Source organism: Methanoregula sp. (genome assembly GCF_049690535.1).
Classification (GTDB): Archaea; Halobacteriota; Methanomicrobia; order Methanomicrobiales; family Methanospirillaceae; genus Methanoregula.
Genome location: NZ_JBAVMX010000100.1, coordinates 1 through 20857, shown reverse-complemented (window position 1 = coordinate 20857; position 20857 = coordinate 1). Strand labels below are relative to the sequence as shown.

General features: G+C 57.3%; 22 protein-coding genes. 7 read left to right on the top strand and 15 right to left on the bottom strand.

The features are described from left to right. Both WCE46_RS07680 and WCE46_RS07675 read left to right on the top strand, forming a co-directional pair. Window positions 1-1193 (top strand): efflux RND transporter permease subunit (locus WCE46_RS07680; protein ID WP_424733108.1); only part of this gene is annotated, 1193 nt, incomplete at its 5' end. Between the two features lie 105 nt (window positions 1194-1298). After that, on the top strand, window positions 1299-3221 hold the full coding sequence (locus WCE46_RS07675; protein WP_424733107.1) for an agmatine deiminase family protein: 1923 nt from the start codon (window positions 1299-1301) through the stop codon (window positions 3219-3221). Between the two features lie 111 nt (window positions 3222-3332). Here the strand turns inward: WCE46_RS07675 and WCE46_RS07670 are convergent, their stop codons facing one another. Further along, window positions 3333-3749 carry a hypothetical protein gene (locus tag WCE46_RS07670; RefSeq protein ID WP_424733106.1) on the bottom strand — a complete coding sequence of 139 codons (417 nt, stop codon included), beginning with the start codon at window positions 3747-3749 and terminating at the stop codon, window positions 3333-3335. 128 nt (window positions 3750-3877) lie between these two features. On the opposite strand from WCE46_RS07670, the gene WCE46_RS07665 reads away from it, so the two are divergent. Continuing rightward, window positions 3878-5125 (top strand): MFS transporter, encoded by a 1248-nt coding sequence (locus WCE46_RS07665; protein WP_424733105.1) that lies wholly within the window; start codon window positions 3878-3880, stop codon window positions 5123-5125. A gap of 4 nt (window positions 5126-5129) precedes the next feature. Here the strand turns inward: WCE46_RS07665 and WCE46_RS07660 are convergent, their stop codons facing one another. Next, window positions 5130-5699, bottom strand: coding sequence for a YbhB/YbcL family Raf kinase inhibitor-like protein (locus tag WCE46_RS07660; protein WP_424733104.1), 570 nt, complete (start codon window positions 5697-5699; stop codon window positions 5130-5132). Window positions 5700-5997: 298 nt separating this feature from the next. Between WCE46_RS07660 and WCE46_RS07655 the strand changes: the two genes are divergently transcribed. Beyond that, window positions 5998-7104 carry a CorA family divalent cation transporter gene (locus tag WCE46_RS07655; protein ID WP_424733103.1) on the top strand — a complete coding sequence of 369 codons (1107 nt, stop codon included), beginning with the start codon at window positions 5998-6000 and terminating at the stop codon, window positions 7102-7104. On the opposite strand, the gene WCE46_RS07650 is transcribed toward WCE46_RS07655, so the two are convergent. The 3 genes from WCE46_RS07650 to WCE46_RS07640 all read right to left on the bottom strand — a co-directional run bounded on the left by WCE46_RS07650 (window position 7022) and on the right by WCE46_RS07640 (window position 8842). After that, entirely contained in the window at window positions 7022-7606 is a 585-nt protein-coding gene (locus WCE46_RS07650; protein ID WP_424733109.1) for a ribonuclease III domain-containing protein, read from the bottom strand. The genes WCE46_RS07655 and WCE46_RS07650 overlap by 83 nt on opposite strands. 94 nt (window positions 7607-7700) lie before the next feature. Continuing rightward, window positions 7701-8198: a peptide-methionine (R)-S-oxide reductase MsrB gene (gene msrB / locus WCE46_RS07645; protein ID WP_424733102.1), complete on the bottom strand. Its 498-nt coding sequence runs from the start codon at window positions 8196-8198 to the stop codon at window positions 7701-7703. A gap of 71 nt (window positions 8199-8269) precedes the next feature. Then, window positions 8270-8842 carry a DUF2179 domain-containing protein gene (locus WCE46_RS07640; protein ID WP_424733101.1) on the bottom strand — a complete coding sequence of 191 codons (573 nt, stop codon included), beginning with the start codon at window positions 8840-8842 and terminating at the stop codon, window positions 8270-8272. 544 nt (window positions 8843-9386) lie between these two features. Between WCE46_RS07640 and WCE46_RS07635 the strand changes: the two genes are divergently transcribed. Further along, window positions 9387-9869: a YkgJ family cysteine cluster protein gene (locus WCE46_RS07635; RefSeq protein WP_424733100.1), complete on the top strand. Its 483-nt coding sequence runs from the start codon at window positions 9387-9389 to the stop codon at window positions 9867-9869. 370 nt (window positions 9870-10239) lie between these two features. Continuing rightward, a complete protein-coding gene (locus WCE46_RS07630) occupies window positions 10240-10602 on the top strand; it encodes a metal-dependent hydrolase (protein WP_424733099.1) in 363 nt (120 codons plus the stop codon). Between the two features lie 53 nt (window positions 10603-10655). Here the strand turns inward: WCE46_RS07630 and WCE46_RS07625 are convergent, their stop codons facing one another. The 10 genes from WCE46_RS07625 to fhcD all read right to left on the bottom strand — a co-directional run bounded on the left by WCE46_RS07625 (window position 10656) and on the right by fhcD (window position 20241). After that, window positions 10656-11624 (bottom strand): isocitrate/isopropylmalate dehydrogenase family protein, encoded by a 969-nt coding sequence (locus WCE46_RS07625; protein WP_424733098.1) that lies wholly within the window; start codon window positions 11622-11624, stop codon window positions 10656-10658. Then, window positions 11621-12421 (bottom strand): DUF7714 family protein, encoded by an 801-nt coding sequence (locus tag WCE46_RS07620; RefSeq protein WP_424733096.1) that lies wholly within the window; start codon window positions 12419-12421, stop codon window positions 11621-11623. The genes WCE46_RS07625 and WCE46_RS07620 overlap by 4 nt, the downstream gene beginning before the upstream one ends. After that, window positions 12418-12888 carry a 3-isopropylmalate dehydratase gene (locus tag WCE46_RS07615; protein WP_424733095.1) on the bottom strand — a complete coding sequence of 157 codons (471 nt, stop codon included), beginning with the start codon at window positions 12886-12888 and terminating at the stop codon, window positions 12418-12420. The genes WCE46_RS07620 and WCE46_RS07615 overlap by 4 nt, the downstream gene beginning before the upstream one ends. Further along, window positions 12888-14099 (bottom strand): aconitase/3-isopropylmalate dehydratase large subunit family protein, encoded by a 1212-nt coding sequence (locus WCE46_RS07610; RefSeq protein ID WP_424733094.1) that lies wholly within the window; start codon window positions 14097-14099, stop codon window positions 12888-12890. Before WCE46_RS07610 ends, WCE46_RS07615 begins: the two co-directional genes overlap by 1 nt. Beyond that, the gene (locus WCE46_RS07605) at window positions 14096-15226 is read right to left on the bottom strand and encodes a homocitrate synthase family protein (protein ID WP_424733093.1); all 1131 of its coding nucleotides are present in this window, start codon (window positions 15224-15226) and stop codon (window positions 14096-14098) included. The genes WCE46_RS07610 and WCE46_RS07605 overlap by 4 nt, the downstream gene beginning before the upstream one ends. Further along, a complete protein-coding gene (locus tag WCE46_RS07600; protein WP_424733092.1) occupies window positions 15207-16478 on the bottom strand; it encodes a thiamine pyrophosphate-dependent enzyme in 1272 nt (423 codons plus the stop codon). Before WCE46_RS07600 ends, WCE46_RS07605 begins: the two co-directional genes overlap by 20 nt. Continuing rightward, window positions 16475-17443: a radical SAM protein gene (locus tag WCE46_RS07595; RefSeq protein ID WP_424733091.1), complete on the bottom strand. Its 969-nt coding sequence runs from the start codon at window positions 17441-17443 to the stop codon at window positions 16475-16477. The genes WCE46_RS07600 and WCE46_RS07595 overlap by 4 nt, the downstream gene beginning before the upstream one ends. After that, window positions 17425-18321, bottom strand: a complete 897-nt coding sequence (gene mmp11 / locus WCE46_RS07590) for a methanogenesis marker protein 11 (RefSeq protein ID WP_424733090.1) — start codon at window positions 18319-18321, stop codon at window positions 17425-17427. Before mmp11 ends, WCE46_RS07595 begins: the two co-directional genes overlap by 19 nt. Further along, entirely contained in the window at window positions 18305-19261 is a 957-nt protein-coding gene (locus WCE46_RS07585) for a tRNA(Ile2) 2-agmatinylcytidine synthetase (RefSeq protein WP_424733089.1), read from the bottom strand. Before WCE46_RS07585 ends, mmp11 begins: the two co-directional genes overlap by 17 nt. Before the next feature lie 95 nt (window positions 19262-19356). Next, on the bottom strand, window positions 19357-20241 hold the full coding sequence (gene fhcD, locus WCE46_RS07580) for a formylmethanofuran--tetrahydromethanopterin N-formyltransferase (RefSeq protein ID WP_424733088.1): 885 nt from the start codon (window positions 20239-20241) through the stop codon (window positions 19357-19359). A gap of 267 nt (window positions 20242-20508) precedes the next feature. On the opposite strand from fhcD, the gene WCE46_RS07575 reads away from it, so the two are divergent. Then, window positions 20509-20775, top strand: a complete 267-nt coding sequence (locus WCE46_RS07575; protein ID WP_424733087.1) for a 4Fe-4S dicluster domain-containing protein — start codon at window positions 20509-20511, stop codon at window positions 20773-20775. The last annotated feature ends 82 nt before the right edge of the window (window positions 20776-20857 follow it).

Genomic DNA, 20857 nt, shown 5'->3' with positions numbered 1-20857 from the left:
TCGGCGATGATGCCTGCAACACGCTCCCGGCCCAAAAGAAAACGTCCTGGTCCTATGGCCAGTTCCTCACCAGCACTTCAGTCAAGATCGCGAAAAACCCGGTCCCGATACTCCTTATTGCAGCGCTCATCGCCGTGATCGGGTTCCAGATCGACCCGCTTATCCCGATTGAGGCAAACGAGAACAATTTCGTCCCGAGCGATATGCCGGCAAAGATCCAGATGGACAAGGTCACACGGATCCTGGGGGCAACGAGTACTGCCGACTTCTACGTTGAGGGAGGCCGGGTCACAGACCTCGATACGATCCAGTGGATGAAATCGTTCCAGGATTTCGAACTGTCCAGACATTCGGAACTGACCTCATCGACCAGTATCGTGACATACATCCTCGCTTATAACAACGGGGAGATGCCCCAGACCCAGAGCCAGCTCAACCGGGTGCTTGACAAAATACCCTCCGGCGTAAAAGACCAGTACATCAGCGGGTCGATGCGGGGCGTCATTCACTTTGGAACTATTTCCCTCCAGATCCCTCAGGAAGAGGATCTCAAGAAAGTAATGGTCAGTGATATCGCCTTCCTCCAGCCTCCGCCGGGGATCACTGTCCAGCCCGTGGGAAGCTTCGATATCATGACCACCCTCATCGGCGGGCTGTCCTCCTCAAAGGATGACATGACCTACCTTGGCTTCGGGCTGATCTTTGTGTTCCTGGCCCTCGTGTACCGGCACGTCCACGCTATCTCACCGCTCATCCCGATCGTTCTGGTCGTCGGATGGAACTCGGTGGCGATGTATATCATGGGCATCTCGTACTCCCCGCTCACGGCAACCCTCGGGTCGATGACCATCGGGGTGGCTGCGGAATACACCATCCTCGTGATGGAACGGTACTCCGAAGAGGAGGAGCGCCTGCATGACCATATTGCCGCCATCCAGGAAAGCGTGAACAGGATCGGGACCGCCATTACGGTCTCGGGTCTCGCTACATTCTTTGGGTTCTCGGCACTCTGCCTCGCCAGTTTCCCCATCACCAGTAACTTCGGGATCTCCACACTCATCGCCGTCGGGTTCTCCCTCATCGGCGCAATCTTCATCATGCCCGCCGTGCTCTCCCTCATGGGCCAGTTCACCGAATGGATGGAGAAAAGAAAGTCTGCCCGGCAGGAGACGGATAATGACCCTGCAGCGTAACCCTCACCGGGGCCCTGAAGTTACGAAAAAAGCCCGTGAAACCGTCATCTTTGGATAGCATGATATTTATGGAGCAATAACCCTCTAGAGCAAGAGCATTCGCACATGGATCACACAAACCTCACGGTCGCACTCATCCAGATGGAGGTCCGGCCGGACATCGATGAGAACCTCAAAACGGCGCTTGCACGAGTGGAGACCGCTGCACAGAAAGGGGCACAGATCATCTGCCTGCCCGAACTGTTCCGTACCCGGTACTTCCCGCAGCAGATTGGCACCCATGTGGATCAGTTTGCAGAGAGTGTACCCGGTGAATCGACAGAGGCATTTGTCCGGCTCGCCCGCCAGTATGCAGCCGTCATCATCGTCCCGGTCTTCGAGCGCTCCCCGTCAGGAAGGTTCTACAACACGGCCGTCGTGATCGATGCCGATGGGAGCCTGCATGCACCCTATCATAAGATCCATATCCCACAGGATCCGGGATTCTTTGAGAAATGCTACTTCTATCCGGGCGAGCACTATGCAGTGCATACTACCCGGTACGGGCGCATCGCAGTCCTCATCTGCTATGACCAGTGGTTCCCCGAGGCAGCCCGGTCCGTGGCCCTTGACGGGGCGGAGATGATCTTCTACCCCACAGCGATAGGGAACCCCTGCGCAGAGCCGCCGGGAGAGGGAGACTGGCAGGAAGCATGGGAACTGATCCAGCGCAGCCATGCCATCGCAAACAGCGTGCATGTGGCGGCGGCGAACCGGGTTGGACAGGAAGGAGAAATCCGGTTCTTCGGGGGATCGTTTGTCTGCGATGCATTCGGGAAACTGCTTGCCCATGCCGGGGATACAGAAGAGATCATTTTCGCCCGTATCGATGTGGGGATGAATACGGCAATCAGGGATTCATGGGGGTTTTTCAGGAACCGACGGCCCGATACGTACAGCACGCTCTGTGCACGGGTGCCGGAACACGATGCGACAGCCCCCATCCCGAGGAAAGGCGATACCCCGAGGAAACTGGGGTATTTCATGCCTGCAGAGTGGGAACCGCACGATGCCGTCTGGCTCTCGTGGCCGCATAACACGAACACATTCCCCCACTTGAGGGACGTCGAAGACGGATATGTCAGATTTATCGCCGCAGTTGCCCCATCGGAACGCGTCGAGCTCTTTGTTCCCAACCCCATGGTAAACAGGATGGTAAAGGCACGACTGAGGAGTGCGGAGATCGACATGACCCGGGTCACGATACGGACGATCACCTATTCTGACGTGTGGATCCGTGATTACGGCCCCACGTTCGTGGTAAACCCGGCACTTCAGAGATCCGCGATGATCCGCTGGGAATTCAATGCATGGGGCGGGAAATATGAAGACCAGATTGCCGACGGAAAGATCCCCACCGATATGAACAGGTGGCTGGACCAGCCCGTGTTCCGGCCGGGGATTATTCTCGAAGGTGGATCGATCGATACAAACGGCAGCGGTACGGTACTGACCACCCGCGCCTGCCTCCTCAACCCGAACCGGAACCCGGACCTCACGCAGGAGGATCTCGAAGACTATCTCAAAGAATATCTCGGCGTGGTAAACATCATCTGGCTGAACCGCGGTGTAACCGGTGATGATACCGATGGCCATGTCGACGATATCGCGCGGTTTGTTTCGCCATCGGTCATCGTCTGTGCATTCGAAAAGAACCCCGCAGACGAAAATTACGCGGCTCTCAAAGAGAACTACGAGATCCTGACCCGGGCGACCGACCAGGAGAACAAAACATTCACGATCATAAAACTCCCGATGCCGGCCCCTGTTGTCAGCGGGGATGAACGTTTCCCGGCGAGTTATACAAACTTCTATATCGGAAACACCGTGGTGATCGTGCCGGTCTTTGACGATCCCCACGACGATGAGGCGATCCGTATCCTCCAGAAACTCTTCCCGGACCGGACCGTAACCGGAGTAAACGCCCGTGCAATGGTCGAGGGGTTCGGGACATTCCACTGCGCCACCCAGCAGCAGCCCAGACCATAAGCGTTTTCGTTTTTAAAGCCTGCATCATCCGAAAATGGATTCAGGAATTTCCCGGATATAGCACGCAAAGGGTAATGGTTGTGCTGCCGTTCATAAAGAGTTAAAAAAAGATTAGTGCCGTTTTATCAGAATCATCGCAAGCCCGGCAATCCCGATACCGGCAATTACCGTCGGGAGAGAAACCGGGGATGTCGTCGTGGGCTCTGCTGCAGTCGTTGAAAGTACCGTGGGGGTTACGGGTGCGGATGTTTCTGAACCGGCAGCCAGCGAAGGGGTGGTAACGACCGGCGCGGGAGAGCTGGACGACGTGCCGTTGGGGGATGATAACGCCGTACCGACAGCAGTTGTCCCCGTAGTGACGGGTGATGTAGTCACGGAGGTAGTTACGGTACCAGTACTCACCGGTGTCTGGACGGCAGTCCCGTTTGCCGGAACCATCTGGGTAGTCGCGGCAGCGACCGACACACCGAGTGCCGAAACCGGCGTCATCACAATCAGCACCAGAATCAGGATAATCGAAAAAGCCACAGGCATGGAAATTTTTTGGAGCATATGAAACGTTTGTATGTACAACGATATGACCATTATGGTATCCTGACATGACCCGTTGGGAAGTACCCTTATGATGCCGGCGCACCCACTTTTTTCTGGTACTAATGAGTGTTCAGGATACCCCGGTCCCGCGTGCGTTGATCCCTGAACGAAAGATGATGTATTATCTTTTCCTGCTGGGATTTTTTGCTATATTCTCGACGACTATCTCCAAGAACCCGGTCCTGCCCCTGTTCTCGCAGGCAATCGGGGCAGACAGTACCGTTATCGGCCTCATCGCGGCATTCTCCCCCCTTGCAGGTATCCTCTTCTCGTTTCCGGTCGGGGTGATCTCCGATCGCATCGGGAGAAAGCGACTGCTGGTCGCGTCCGGTGTGGTATTCCTCATCGCCCCGGTGCTTTACCTCTTCATCACGGCGCCGGTCTGGCTTATCCCGGTCAGGTTCTTCCACGGGATGGCAACCGCGATCCTCGGTCCGGTCATCTCCGCGGTTATCGCTGAACGGTTCCCGGACACCAAGGGCGAGATGCTCGGGCAGTACGCCTCTGCGACGCTGATCGGTCGGACACTTGCACCGCTTGCAGGTGGTGCCATCATCACCTGTTTTGTCATGTACCCCGGACTGCTGCCATACCGGCTGGTCTATGTCGCCGCAGCGCTCGCCGCGGTGCCGGTCTTTGTCATGACACTGCTGTATACGGAAAAACAGTCTCTCCCGCTTAATACCCTCCCGTTTTCAGTCTTCCGCGAGAGTTTTATTACGTTCTTTTCCAACCGCCGGCTCCGGGGGACGGCCTTTGTTGACATGGCGTCGTACTTCGCGTTCGGGGCAGTCGAAACCTTCCTCCCGCTCTACCTCTTCAGTCTGGGGATCGGTGCGTTCCAGACGGGTATCATCTTTGCCGCACAGGTGCTTGTCATTGCCGGGACAAAACCGTTCTTTGGCAGGATAGCAGACCGGGTGGACAAGCGTATCCAGATTGTCGCAGGGCTCGCCATTACCGGCGGTGCTGTCGCAGCAATCTCCCTTGCCGCATCATTTACCCAGTTCTTTTTGGTGAGCGCAGTTTTCGGGATAGGCATGTCACTTTCCACGGTCGCCACGAGCGCCTATGTCGCTGATGTCGCAAAAAAAGAGCAGATCGGGGCATCCATGGGCGCACTCTCATCGATCATGGATATCGGTCAGTCCGGGGGGCCGCTCGCGACCGGGATCATCGTCACCGCAATCGGGTATGCAGCGGGATTTTTTGCGAGTTGCGCACTTGCTCTCGTCGTCTGCATCATATTTATCCTGTCGGTCCGCGGTTCATCGGCTGAAGGTCAAAAGGAGACCGACCAGACTATCTAAACGGCTACCGCTTAAACGTCGTGACCACCTGCGCCTCCCCGAGCGTATGACCCCCAAGCGCCCCTTCAATGGAAGCACGGTCTGCGGTCGGCTGGGTGATCACCATATCCACCGCGTACAGCCGGAAGATGTACCGGTGGAGTTTCCCGGCCGGGGGGCAGGGAGGGTAATATCCCCTCAAGCCGGCGCTGTTGATGCCGATCTGGGCCCCGTCAGACAGCACTTTCACATCGGGTTGTGCCGGATCGATACTTTGGGTATCCGGCGGGATATTGTAGACCAGCCAGTGGGTAAATGTTCCGGAGGGTGCGTCAGGATCATCGAGGATCAAAACAAAACTTTTGGTTCCTGACGGGAGATTTACCCAGGAGAGGCCGGGCGTCCGGGATGCCCCGGCACAGGTGAATTCCTGCGGGAGCGTGGCCCCGGGTGTGACCGAGTCCACGGTGAGAGTAAAATTTTCGGACGGCGTGGATATGAGCGTCGGAATGGATGCGTCTATTGGCGAGGAGTTCGCGTCAGGGGACGGCGTATCAGGAGCCGTGCAGCCGCAGATGAGAACCAATACAACCATCAGGCACGGCGAGAAAATCCGCAGGATTTTCATGAACCGGATATCACCTGCCGGACAGATATACCTGATGAAGCCGGTGGAGGTGCCGGGTCCCTGACCTGACAAGAGATGACAACTCCCACGGCCACAGGAGGCACCACACGACTTCGGGCGCCGGACTGGAACGCCAGTACCACAACTGTGCGGGCCTGCACGTCGTCATACCCTCCTGCAACTCTTATACGCTCCTACACACAATAACAGATACCGCAGGCAGGGACCGGTTCTTTCACCGGTCACGTTCAAAGGACATGCCACCATGAAGACTCATAGCACCCCACAGTTCCCGCAAGACTCAGAGAAGGCAGCATCGCCGCAGGCTCCAGGCCCGGTCCCGCTCAACTTCTGCATTATTCTGTCAAAGGACGGCAGGATCGACCGGCTCGTTGATCGCCCGCTGGAAGAATACCTCACAGCAATCCCCAGTGCAAGTATTGCATGGATCGATTACAGCACGCGGGACGATGTACAGGATATCGAGCAGATAGCACAAGCAGCCGGGTTCACAAAACTCCCCATTCCCAAACTCTCCACCGGGTTCTACTCGGCGTACGAGGACTACGACACCGAACTGGGCATCATGCTCCCGTCGGTGACCATGAAGGGCGACGATATGACGGTTCACCCGCTCTTTGTCCTGATCCGTGAAAATTTCATCCTGACCCTCCATTCCGAGGATATCAACCGCCTGCTCCGGTTCTCCCGGTATGCCCAGCCGTTTTTCAAGCGTATCAGTGCCGAGTGTACCTGCGACAAGATCACCCTGATGCTCGAGCGGATCATCGACGAGAATAACGACCGGAACTTTGAGTACCTCCGGGAGATCGAAATGCACGGCGATGATATCAGCAAATCGCTGATCGAGGAGAACATCGCAAAAAGGCAGATCGCCCACCAGATCTACCGGATGAAGCATGTCCTGATCGATTACTTAAACGTTCTCTGGGCGACAAAAGACGTGATTAACTCGCTCCAGTACGGGGACGCAGACCTGATCACAAACGACGAGAAGCTGCTGGGCCGGATCGGGATCCTCTCCGACAACATCGAGCGCCACATCGAACTCTCGGAGCAGATGTCAAACGTGCTCGCCTCGGGGCTCGAAGTGATGCAGAGCATCTACAACAACCAGCTCCAGAGCCTCAACAACCGGTTTGCCCTTGTGACTGCTTACCTGACCGTGCTCGGCACCGCTTTTCTGGTCCCGAATACCATTGCCACCATCGCCGGGAGTGGGATCATGGCCGGGCAGATGGCAGCACAGTGGTGGTATCTGCCGCTCCTCATCGTGTCGACGATCGTCGCGACGGCCACGTCGTTCCTCTGGGTGGTGCACGTCTGGAGGGGGCGGAAAGAGGAGATTTAACCACTTTTTTGGGGGGTTCCTCCTTTTTGATCTGCGCAAGTTCGGGCTCAAACCATGTCCCGATGCACTGCCTGACCACGCCGAGACCCGCATCGCTGTCAAGAAAGATTGCGCCGATGATGGCTTCCATGGTATCGGCGAGGATCGTGTCTTCCCCGGATCGCCAGAGGTCTTTTTCTCCCCGCCCGAGCCGGATGAACCTTTTGATCTTCATGCGCCTGCCGACTTTCGCAAGGCTGCCATTGTCCTCCAGCTGTTCTTTTACGCTGGTAATCCCGCCTTTACTCTGGATGCCTTTTTCCATCAGAAACAAGATAAGGCTGGTCTTGAGCACCGCGTCGCCAAGAGTGCTGTAGGCCTCCTGGGTAAGGCAGATCCGGTTTTTCTGGATTAACTCATTTGCATAGGCCGGGTGTGTCAGTGCCCGGATCAGGTGCTGACGCTCGAAAAAATGGTACCCGATGATCGTCTCTATCGCTTGCAGATCGTCCTTTTTTTCCATGATCTTCACTTTAGCCGTCAGCGGATAACCACATAAAGAGCACGGCCCCGGCAACGATTTTTCCGGATTTTAAACAAATGCAATTACAACAGGATCAGTCTGCCGGTTCTTCAGGGAGGGGTGTTTTTTGGAGCAGGAGTGCCGCAGAGTTCATGCAGTAACGTCTGCCCGTGGGCTGTGGGCCATCGTCGAAGACATGCCCGAGATGCGCCCCGCACCGGGCGCAGAGGACTTCGGTGCGCACCATCCCTTGGGAGGAGTCTGTCCGGGTGACGACATTGAGCGGCGAAACCGGCGCAAAGAAACTCGGCCAACCGGTGCCGGAGTCGAATTTGGTCTCTGATCCAAAAAGGGCAGTCCGGCAGCAGGCGCACCGGTAGATCCCGTGCGCCTTGCAGTCATGGTACGCACCGGTAAAGGGATATTCGGTTTCCTGCTTTCGTGCGACCGCAAACTGCCGGGGGGTCAGTTGCGCCTGCCATTCTGCGTCTGTCTTTACCACCGGGACTACCTCTTCTTCCCGCCCGGTTTCCGGATTGAAGATGGGGATGGTACCGTGCCTACCCGAGGTCTCTGCAGTTTCATGGTCCATTTTATTCTCTCTACCATGAGGATGGGAGCAGCGGATGATAGCCTTTCTGATGCTGACACGGCTACGGGGCATCACATGCCGAAGAAACTCAGGATACGGCGTTTCGGGTCCTTATAGAAGATCCTCGCCCCGTCCTTGATATTCCTGACATCCTCGATGGTATAGAGAAGATCCGGGTATTCCCGGGAGATGAGCGAGAGGAGCCGGGAGAGCTCCTTTCTCGGGACGATCATAAAGATGATGCTGACCGTGCCGGAGAAGCTCCCGGTTCCTTCGATCCGGGTCATGCCATAGCCAAGCGTGGAGAGACGGGACATGAGGATCTGCGGGTCACCGGGCGTGATGAGCCGGACGATGACAAACCCGATCGAAATAAGGTTCTCGATCGCCATGCCGAGCACCGTCCCGATACCGTATCCCGCGAGGTATGCGAAGAGGTTCCAGTACTGCGTGAAGTTGGTAAGGACAAGCCCGGTGGAGATCAGCCAGATACCGGTCTTGACGATCCCGACGTATGCTGCGAGGTTCGCATGCCCCTTGCTGATGTAGATCGTCCTGACCGATTCAAGGCTCGCTTCCCCGATACGGGCGACGAGGATCAGGAGGGGTATTGCGATTACTGACCAGATGGTACCGATATCCATGCGTCGTGTGACTCCTAACCACAGTAATCGAACCGGATCGGTTGTATATGTTACGGAATGATCTGCAAGAGCATTTTGTTTAAAAGAGGGGAACTCGTGTAAAACCGGCCCACAACCGCAGAAAGCGGGGGGAGGGTACCCCCAACCCGGGCCGGCACAAGGGGAGGGGGGTATGCCCCCCTATCAGGTCTAACTGGGTGGGGGGTACCCCCCATCCCCCTCCCCCCCTTGGCCGCAGACAACGAACCTGCTCCGACGAAGACTCCACGCGAAACACAGGATCATGGTGCTGGAACCATAAGGGGGTAGCCCCACCCGGGCCGGCACATGGGGAGGGAGGTGATCCCCCTTCTCAGGTCTAACTGGGTGGGGGGATACCCCCCACCCCCCTCCCCCACCTTGACCGCAAACAACAAGCCAGATCTGATGAAACCTCCACACGAAACACAGGATCACGGTGCTGGAACCAAGGGAGGTAACCCCCGCTTTCATTTCGCCACGTTAATCCCCATCCCCGCCACACACTCTCTCAAGGCGACCATCGATGGCATTCCGGTGTCAGCAGTGCGGGGAATGTTGCAGTTACATGGGGGACATCATCGGCATCGAAGACCGGATCGATCCCATGAACTTCCGGATCCGCTTCTCTGTTACCGGGGAAGAGCGGATGGTTACCCTCGATCCGGACAAGGTGGATCTTTTCCGCTCGCAGGATATCGGGCAGATCCGTCCGATGGCATGCCCGTTTCTCAGGTTCCGGGATCCGAAACACGCTTTCTGCACAGTCCATCATTCCCGTCCCGATCTCTGCCGCCAGTATGCCTGTTTTCGCCTTCTCATTCTCGACCGTCAGGGCAACCATATCGGCCGGGTACAGGATGGATCGCGCTTCTTTTCCACGGTGAATGCTGACCTTCGCGGACTCTGGGACACTGATATAGCAGGAGTGAATATTCCAGATGAGGCTGCATGGGAAGAACATGTGGCAGACGTTTTTTCCTGGGCCGGGTACTGGATCGTAAGGTGAACGGGAGACCTGCATCGTTCTCCTTCGCTTCTTTCCACCCGGGCATTCATACCAGTTACCAGACGAGAACGTATCATCCGTGACGTGCGATAACCGGCACGATTTTTTTACTTTTATGCAGGTGAAGATACACTCGATCAGATACTATCGCGTCCGCTGCCAGAACGCCCATAAACCGTATACGAGTATATACAAACGCGACAGGCTGTCGCAATACCTGCGGAACAGTCTTCGGAGAGGATACCAGAAAACAGGAAGTTTTAAGGAGGGAGCCACGGCCAGAGAGCACACCCTCCTCCCGGGCCGGGGGATACTTTCACCATGCACGGCCGGCGCTTATCTCCTCGCTGCCATCAAAAGATTACCTGAAATGAGGAAAGGTGCACACCTTATCATAGGGATACTGGCATTTCTGGGTTACGCGTACCTGATCAGTCTCATACGTGAAACCACCAGTGAGTTCTTCATACTCGGACTTTTCGCAGTTGTCACCGGCTCACTCATGCCGGATATCCTGGAAGCGCCGACCAGCTGGAGACACCGGGGAATATTCCACAGTAAACGAGCGCTGAAATGCATGGTGGGAACGTTTGGCATAACTGCGGCAGCCGGTTTACTGCCATCGCCGCTGATCTCCCATGCGTTCCTTGTCTCTGGCATCTCCTGCTTTGCCCTGGGATACCTCTTCCATCTTCTGGCCGATTCCACAACAAAAAGAGGACTGCCGGAATAACACGGATCGGTGCCGTTCCATCCCGGATAATCAGTATCCAAAAAAATCGGGAGTTAACCCTGCGTTCCGAGAACCCGGAGAACTGCGTCGCCGAACTCCCGGGTCCCGGCCGACCCGCCGAGGTCCCGGGTCCGGGTACCCGACGCCAAGACCTGCTGAATGGCGGATTCTATCCGCACAGCCCCATCCGGATCGCCGAGGTGCGAAACGAGCATCGCAGCACTCCGCAGGGCGGCGATCGGATTTGCCCGGTTTTTCCCTGCGATATCCGGGGCACTGCCGTGCACCGGTTCAAAGAGGGCATACCGGTCGCCGATGTTTGCGCTTGGCACAAGGCCGAGACCCCCGACGAGGTACGAGGCAACATCGGAGAGGATATCGCCAAAGATGTTCGTCGTCACGATCACATCGTAGGCCTGCGGGTGCTGGAGGACGTCAAGACCGAGAGCATCGATAAATTTTTCGTTATACGACACCCCGGCCTTTTTCGCCTCCGCCATGCAGATATCGCGGAAGAAGACGTCGGACTTGAGCACGTTTGCCTTGTGCCCGATCGTGAGTTTCCCCTGCCGCTGCTGTGCAAGACGGATCGCCGCTCTCACGATCCGTTCGGTTCCCGCCCGGGTCACCACCCGGAGCGTCGTCGCACGGTCCGGACCAATTTCTTCTATCCCCGAGTACAAGCCCTCGGTGTTCTCCCGCACGATCATGATATCAAATCCGTCACCTTTTACCGGACGCAGGTTTGCGTACAGGTCGAGCGCCTTTCTTATCCGGAGGATAACGCTCTGGTAATCCTTCATCGGCGGGGTCGTAACCGCCCCGAACAGGACGGCGTCCGCAGTCTTGAGCTCCGCAATATCGCGGTCCGCACAGGGGCAACCGGTCTGTTCCCAGCGCCCGTACCCCACTTCAACCGGGAAGTATTCGTACTCGGGATGGAGCACGGCAAGCACTTTTTGTGCAACCGGGATTACCTCATGGCCGATCCCGTCACCTTCGACAACTGCAATCCGCGTCATCGCTTCCTCCACTGACTGACCAGTTCCTGTACCGACCGGGCAATCTTTGCGGGACTGGCACCCCAGTGAACAATTGCCCCGAACTTCCCGTTCCAGGTTCCGACACCTTCCCGTTCCGACCGGCAGCACCGGGCGATAAACGGCTCTTCTTTGATCTGCTCCAGCGGGCAGATGTTTTCAAGGGTGAAGTCCTTCCCGTGGCACTCCGTGCAGAACTGCATTGCCGTAAGGCAGCCGGCCACCCGTTCGCCACCCTGCAGCGGGTCGGCATCCAGCGTCCGCGTGTAGCCGGCAGCCCGGCAGGGGTAGATATCGGCGGGCACTGTAGTGATGTCCCGGATATGGTGGTCAAATATCACCGAAAGTTCCCCAAAGAGCCCGATTGCCTCCATCTCTTTTAAGCTCGCCGAAAGGGTCGGGCGGGGAGGGATCACATCGTAGACATGTACGGTAAGGAATCCCGCAAGATCGGGATCGAGTACGAACGTCATGTTTTCTTCGACCCCGGTAAAGACGGTGCACCGGTACCCGCTTTCAAGGGCAAGCCGGACGAGCCGGGTCCGGTCGTTGAGCTGCACCTTCTCCGGGTAATGCCTGACCTCAGCGGGTGTTGCAAGGACCCGGGACGAGACAATATCCCGCATGACCGTTTTTTTCGCAGAGTCAAGGGAGACCTCGACAAGTTCATACCCGGCCTCCGTTTCCCGCAGAAGATACCGGCTGATGGCATAGACCTTGTCGCCGCAGGGTTTGGTCGAGGCAAGCCCGACGACTTTGCAGTGCTCCGGGAAGATCACCAGTGAACCCTCCAGTATTCCACAAGGCCGCCGGCCATGAGAATCTCCTGCATCCGGGGGGACAACGGGCGGATCGTATGCTGTGTCCCTTCGGTTTCGACCCAGCCTTCGGAAATATCAAACGCGACCGTGCTTCCTTCTTTACAGGTCAGGTCTGATTCGATGAGCGGAAGGCCGAGGTTGATCGCGTTCCGGAAGAAGATCCGTGCAAACGATGGGGCGATCACGGCGACACCGCCGGCTTCCCGGAGTGCAATGGCTGCCTGCTCCCGCGATGACCCGCACCCGAAGTTCCTGCCGGCAACAATGACTGCCCCTTTGAGCCGGGCGGCAAGTGTAGGATCGAGATCCTCAAAGACGTGGGTGGCCCAGATACTCCGGTCCTTGGTCCGCAGGTACCGGCCGGCGATGATAACGTCGGTGTCGATGTCGGCAGGCAGGCAGACTGCTGTGCCCTTGCCCTGCATTATGCCGCCTCCGGGGACGTGATCTCGCCTGCGAGGGCGCTTGCTGCGGCAGTGGCGACCGAGCCAAGGTAGATCTCCCCGCCGACACCCATGCGGTTTTTGAAGTTACGGTTGGCGGTCGAAAGACAGACCTCCCCCTCCCCGAGCACGCCCATGTGGTAGCCAAGGCAGGGACCGCAGCCCGGTGTCCCGAGGGTGCAGCCCGCTTCGACAAGATCGGCAAGCACACCGGTCCGGATCGCTTTTTTAAGGATCTCCTCCGAAGCAGGGACCACAATTGTCCGCACCGCGACTTTCCTGCCTTTGACCAGCCGGGCGAACCGGGCGAGATCGGAATATCTCCCGTTCGTGCAGGTGCCGACAAACACCTGGTCAAGTGAGAGGCCTGCCAGGTCATCTACAGGCTTAACGGTGTCCACCCGGGGAGGAACTGCAACCAGCGGAACGATATCGGCGAGATCAATATCAATCTCACTAAGGTACGAGCAGGCTTCGGGCACCTGTGGCAAGACCGCATGACCCCGCTCTTTCAGGTAACGCACCGTTACATCATCCGCATAAAAAAGCCCGGCCTTTGCCCCGGCTTCCATCGAGAGATTGGAGAGGACAAGACGTTCATCGATGGAGAGATGGTGTGCCCCCTCACCGACAAATTCGAGTGCCTGGTAGGTAGCCCCGTCCACACCGAGTTTTCCCACATAGGTAAGCGCGAGGTCTTTTGCCTCGGCCGCACCGCTCAGCTTCCCGGTGAGGTTGACTCCCACGGATTCGGGGACCCGGAACCATGTCTCCCCGGTCAGCCAGATTCCCGCCATGTCGGTCGCACCGACACCCGTAGCAAACGCCCCGAATGCCCCGGGCGTGACACTGTGGGAGTCGGCACCGACTACGATCTCACCGGGCAGGACGACGCCTTCGCTCATCAGCTGGTGGCAGATGCCGCAGCCGATATCCGAGAAGTGCATGGAGGTCCTGTGTGCAAAATCCCTGAGTTCGTGCTGGAGGGTCGCCGTCGTGCTGTTGTTGGCCGGCGCGATGTGATCGAACTGGAGATAGTATTCGGTCTCTTTCCCCAACCGGTCGCCCCCCATCTTCTTCCAGGCTTCAAGCGCAAGAACCCCGGTCCCGTCGTGGGCATACGCCCGGTCAACATTCCGGTCGACATACTCCCCTGCGGCGGCGCCGAGGATCCGCTCCGAGAGCGTGCTCATACAGGTGTCTCCTGCTGCACCCGCCGGATCAGTTTTTGTAAAACGGCGGGCGTGATGCTGCACTTCTGTTCGGAATGTTCCTTAACAAGGTCAAGCAACCGGCAGATCTGCGGTTCAGAAAGGTCGCAGCCAAGGGTGGCTACGACATGTTCGAGCGCTTTTCTCCCGGTGTGCTTGCCGAGGAGGAAATGCCGTTCGCCACCCACCAGTTCCGGGGAAAAATACTCGTAGGTAGCAGGATCCTGAAGGATGGCGGCGATGTGGATACCGCTCTCGTGCGAGAACGCAAGTTCCCCGGTGACCGGCTTGTTCTTCGGGAGCGCGATCCCGGAGTATTTCTCAACCTTGTGGGAGAGGGTGGTGAGGTGCGAGAGGTCATACCGGTCGATACCACCTTTCTGCCGCAGGATGACGAGCACCTCCTCAAGCGAGGCATTGCCCGACCGCTCGCCGATACCGTTCACCGTAGTGTGGAGCTGGAAGGCCCCGGCCTGCGCTGCGGTGATCGTGTTTGCAACAGCGCAGCCCATGTCGTTGTGGCAGTGGGCGCAGAACGGCCGGTCGACCGACGAGACGAGATCGGTCATGATCGTGCGCATCTCGTCAGGAATCAAACTGCCCACCGTGTCGGCAAAACTGAGCAGGACAGCACCGTGCTCTGCGGCCCGCCGGTACACCTCTTTGAGGAATACGATGTCGGTCCGGGAGGCATCCTCCGCAGCAAACCGCACCCTGACCCCGTGATCCCGGGCAAAATCGATCATGGCAAGGGCATCGTCAAGCACCTGTTCGCGGGGTTTTTTGAACTTGAGCCTGATGTGAAGATCCGAAGTCGGGATAAAGATGGAGACCATGTCGACGCCGCAGTCGATGGCGGTCGTGATATCCTCTTTTTTCGCCCGGGCAAAACCGCAGATCCGTGCATCGAGCCCGAGATGTGCGATGGTCTTTACGCACCTCTTTTCGTTCTCGGAAACTGCCGGGAACCCTGCCTCGATCACCTCGATGCCGATGGCATCCAGGGTCCGGGCGATATCCACCTTCTCTTCGCAGGAGAACGACACCCCGGGTGTCTGCTCCCCGTCTCTCAACGTTACGTCACAGATCTCAACATTCCACGGTTTCATGATGTGCCCCCTTTGGGCATGCTGCTTCCACAACCACGGTAACCGGTGCATCCGGGTGACAGATGACCTCGCGGAGGCGGCGTTCATCTTCCGCACGGCAGATAACCGGATCGGCCCAGGCAAGGTAGGGGACGGGATCGAAGGCGGGCTGGCCACCGGTCATCGCGGTGCAGTGATTCTTCATCACGATGCACAGGAGCGGAAGTCTCTTTTCATACACATCGATCAGGGCGTTTACCCCGGAGTGGAGCAGCGCATAATCCCCGATAAGCGCCACGTGCGTACTCCGTGCGGCGACCGCGATGCTCGAACCCATACCGTAACTGGCAACACCGAGTTCGTAGGGGGGAGTCATCCCGAACACCGAGCACCCCGCATCGCAGATTAGCCGCAGGTCCCGGCTTTTGAGAAGGTCCAGCAGCGGCTTGAACGGACATTCTTTACAGAATGTCCTGTAGAACCCCCGGTCTTCCCTCGATTCGGGCCCTTTCTGCGGATCGGGTGGCATCACCCCGCGGTGATCCCGGACAAACGGCCTGCCGTACTCGTGAACCTCGTGCAGCTCTGCGACACGGGCAGGAAGGGGATTTGCCGTCACGACCCGGGAACGTCCCGGGGCCGGACCGGCACCGAGCGGTTCCCCATCCCACCGGTTCAAGGGGGACGCATCAGACCACGCAAACATCGTCCGGTAGACGTCCTCTGCAGCGGTCACCCGCCCGTTCATCGTCCAGGTCCGGTCGGATAACCGGCCCTTCCGGTCTCCCCGGGGGACCACCGTACCACAGGCATCGGCGTCCAGCAGCTGCGGGGTGAGCCGGAGCATGGCAACCCGGGAGAACTGTTCGGAGGCAGAAAGTGCGGCTTCGACCCCGGAATAGCAGGTAGTCCCGTCTGGCTCGATCACGGGAAGCTCCGCCAGTTCCCCGTAATAACGGGAGTCCTGCGCCGTCTGGGAACCTTTTGCCTCGGGATCGTCACCGACAACAAGGAGAACTCCGCCGATAAGTCCCTGTGCGGAGGCCTGGAGCAGGGGATCGGCGCAGGCATTCACGCCCACATTCTTTATGATCACCGCAGCTCGTTTGCCGGAAAGGGAATCCCCCAGCGCATATTCGAGCGCCGTCTTCTCGTTGATGACCACCTCAGCCCGGGCAAGCGCACCCAGCTCCGTTACCGGGAAGCCCGGGACCGTGTACTGCCGGTCGGTACCGGCACAGATCGCCTCAGCAAGAGCCTCCACACCCTTCATTCATCCCTCCCGGGCACGAGATCGCACCCTGCACAGTTTGTGCACATCGTAAGGGCACCGGAGGGATCGAGTCCTGCGGCAGCAATCGCCCGGGCATGCACGGTATAGAGGTTTTTTAGTCGTTCTGCTGACGGGCGGGGAGTCCCGGTGAACCCGGCAACCGGGTTGAGCGGGCGCAGGACCGGGATCACACCATGGGACGTGAGCCGGGTGATACAGGCCTCCATTTCAGCATCGGTCTCCCCAAGTCCGATGATGACATTGGAGAAGACCCGGTTCTTACCGAAGAGTTCAACTGAGCGATCGAGGACCCGCCAGAGGCGGTCATAATCAAGACCGGGACACTGCGTAGCAAATAGTTCCGGGGTCGCTGCCTCTATATTGAATTTCACCTCTGCTACACCAAGGGAAAATAGTTTATCCGGGGTGTTTTCTGTTGGGTAGATGGAAACACCGATGGGCAGGTCAAAGAAGGAAAGGTGCCGGATCACTTCGCAGACATAGGCTTCTTCCTCCTCTATGCTCCCGGCAACACCACTCGTGAGGGAGATTGCGCTGATCCGGTGCCGGACCGACTCAACGAGATTCATGATCTCTTCAATCGTCTTGCGTTTCCCGGAGAGACGGGGAACGGTGCAGTAACGGCAGGAAAAAATGCAGCTCTCCGTTACCGTGATGAATGCCTGGTCCGGGCAGTGGAGCCCCGGCCGGATGAGCCGGCCCGGGATCTGCTGGTCCTCAAAATACAGGTCGGCGACACCGCCGCCCCGGTGGGCGATCTCTACCGGGGATGACGGGTTGATCGCAAGCTTGACCCGGTGGCTGCCCATGGCAAAGAACACCGAGCCTTTTCCCCCTGCACCCGGGCCTGCCGTGGATTTGGCGATAAAATCCTCCGCAGGTTCACCGCTTATCCGGGCAGAACCGGCCGACAGCAGACGGGCTTTTAGGTCTTTCCACTGCATAACTCAAGCGCCTCCTCATATCGCGTATAAAACGGCAGGGCCGCCACCGCCCCGGTAATCCCCCTCCCGTTCATGATCACGCGAAGAGCGGGATCGGTAAGGTTCTGTACAAGGTCTGGTCCGACCTCACCCCGTTTCACGTTCCGCCCGTACGCGAGCAGGGCATCAGAGGGGGAAAAACCGGTATATACCGCCATACCGGTCTTCTGTGAAAGGGTGTATTTTTCAAGCAGTTCACGGAACCGCTCTGTCAGGTGTTCAGGTTCAGTCGTGGCAAACTCCACGACCAGACTTACGCAGTTCTTGGTCCGGTACGGAACCGGGAAGAGCTGGACAATTGTGTGCGAAAGGTAGACCGACTGCTCGTCCTCCACGGCTTTTGCGATATTGTGGACAAGCGTCCACGTCGCTCCCTCCTCGCTGGTATCGGTATCATCAACACCGATCAGCACCCGCTGCCGCCGGGGAAGCCAGAGCGTGGCGCCGGCAATTTTCCCTCCACCGGCGGGATCGCAGCGTTCCCGCAGCACGCCTTTTGCAGCAGCACGGCAGGAAGTTGCACCCACACCCCCGCCGCCCATGCCGATGTAGGTTATCGCGATCTCGTTTTCTGTCACCGACACACCGGAGATCCCGGCGGGGAACCGGGAGCCTTCGAGAGCCAGGTCCACGGCACCGGGCCGGAGCATGAACCGTGTCGTCGACCCTACAGACTGGACACTCTCGACAAGCGGACTCTTCTGGTAATGATGCTGCGTCCACATGGCCCCCCCTACGCAGTCAAAGAATTCGATCAGTTCGACCCTGCTCCCGCTCTCGTCCGCCACCGCAACGATCTGCGGGTACTTAATCACGTAGGGATCAGAGATGCTCGCCATACAACCCCGCCGCCTCAATTCCCCGGTTCGCCCAGAGCACCGCACCGAGTGCACCGATCCTCCCCTTCCGCCCGGTATGGTCGAGATACTCGATACCAAGCCTCCGTGCCTCCCGTTCGGCATCATCAAGGATCACAATCTCCATCTTGATGGCTTTTGCCGCCGGGGAGTCCTTTAAAGAGCCTATACCCTGGATGAACGCGATCCCGGTATCCTTTGAGAAGGTATGCTCCTCAACAAACGTGCAGACAAATTTACGGAGTGCTTCAATACTTTCGGGTCGTGCGGCGAAGTTCAGCGCAGAACCAACACAGTTTGTCGTCTTGTTGGGGACGGCCGGGTTGAGCTGGACAAGACGCATGTTCAGGAATTCCACTCCCTCGATTTTGCACGCCTCTGCACACTTGAGGGCCATGACCCAGGTCGCACCTTCCTGCTTTGTGTCCGTATCGTCAATACCAAAACAGATCTTCTCGTACCGGGGCGAGATGATACGGACATGGTTGGTCCGTGCTCCACCCACATTAAGATCATCCTCTGAGGGATATTCCGTCCGGGTGACACCCGGTGCCTGCGGGAGGCAGGCCGCGATACCGACACCGGCGCCGGCAATACCGGCCCATGTCGTGATGACCTCGTCGCCGTTCACTTCTACACCTTCAAGGGCCTGCCCGCCTATTGTATCACCGGCAGCCCCGAAATTGACCTTGTGCTGGCCAAGATGTGCCCGTATCGTCATCGTGCTCCCCTCGACTGCACACGATGCCACCGCACCACCGGCGCGGGATCGGTTCATCGCGTCCCACTCGATCGTGCCACGGGCGCGACACTGCTCAAGGATCTCTGCGAAACCCGCCTTTTCGTCAACCATCACCAGAAATTTCTTTGAGAAGAGCGGGCCGAACCGCTGCTTCACGTCGTCGGGTGTAAGTGTGATCATGTTATCGCCGAAATTTTCGTTAACAAACTATTCGGCAATAAAAATATTTATAGAATTCCATGACTGCAAAAATTTTTTCCAGGAAAAAAGAGATTTTAAAGGACTTTTTCAAGTTCCAGCTTGAAGGGTCCGAGACTGCCGCCAAAGTTCCCGGCAGAAATGAACTTCACACCCGGTACCTGCACTGCTGCCTTGATACCGGCTCCCATCGCAGCGGCAACGCTCTTCTCGTCAACACCGTCGATAACAATTTCGTAGACCGCCTTGATGCCGGCCGGGACCTTGCTGTCTGCCACTTTCTCGCGGAGTGTCGGGCAGTACTTCTCGTTCGTCGTTGCAACCATGAACTTGTACTTCAGGCTGCCCACCTTGGAACCGCTCGCCACGACTCCACCTGGGAAACTCGTGATAACGCCCTTTACTCCCGCAATCGCGTCCGAAGCTGCCTGGGCACCCACCAGGGCTGCCATCTGGTTCTCGCCCATGATAAAGAAGTTGCCTCCGGCAACACCCTTGACAATACCGAATTCCTCTTCACCGATGTACTCGCCGTTCATGATCGGAATCGCCCAGCACTTCCTGCCGCCAACTTCCTTCTGGTACTCGTACCCGTCACCAAAGAAGTGAAGCTTGACCGGGATCTTCTCTTCTGCATCGGTGATACCGTTGAAGACCGCTGTTGTCGGTGCAGTCAGGACACATTCGGCAAGCCGTTCCACGACCTGCTCCTTGAGTTTCTTCTTGCTTGCGCAGATCAGGATAGCTACACCCGGCCTTCCGTCAGGTGTCTCGCTCCCGGAAAGGACGCTCTCGATGCCCGCTTCGCACGGGCAGCCGATAGCCGAGGTCGCAAACCCGGTTGCCTCGGTCGCTGCCTTAAGGGCCCAGTCTTTTGTCACTGCTGTAATGATCACCCGGCAGACCCAGGTCGGGAATGCTTCTGCATAGGTGTTGTCGATTGTAACGCCATTAATTTCCATTCTAACATAACCTCCGGTATATCAACAGTACCACAATTATTACTGAATAAATTTTCTCATTTGATTACAAGGTACAGAGCGCACCGGAATATGACCAAAAAGTACACCATAATTGCTTAACACGACGGGACTGCTTATAAAGGAAAATTAAAAAAAATGAATAAAATGGCCGTTTATCAGCGATAAATTTCAGAACATTTATCTAGATTCTTCCACCACTCTTTTGATAATCGATTTTGGAATCGATCATAGCTGGTGCGTGAACTCATGGCATGTGCAGTGCATATCAAAAGGGAGCATTGTACCGGCTGTAATAATTGTGTTGTTGCATGTCCTGTGGACGCGCTGGAACTTCACAGAGTAGATCCGGTATCAGCCGAAAATATCTACTTAGTCCGGGACGGTACATCGGTTGTCCCTGACATTAACGGTGAACTTTGCGCCGGGAGTGGCGTATACATCCAGGCATGTCTGCATGATGTTATCAGTCTGACAGGGCTCTGGGAAACCAGAGCAGAGGCAAAGGTGCAATAGAGGAACAGCGTGAGGGTTAATTTCATGGCATTGTTTCCAAAGTTTTCCAAAAAGAGGGATGGTGTCAACGTTGTGATGGAGC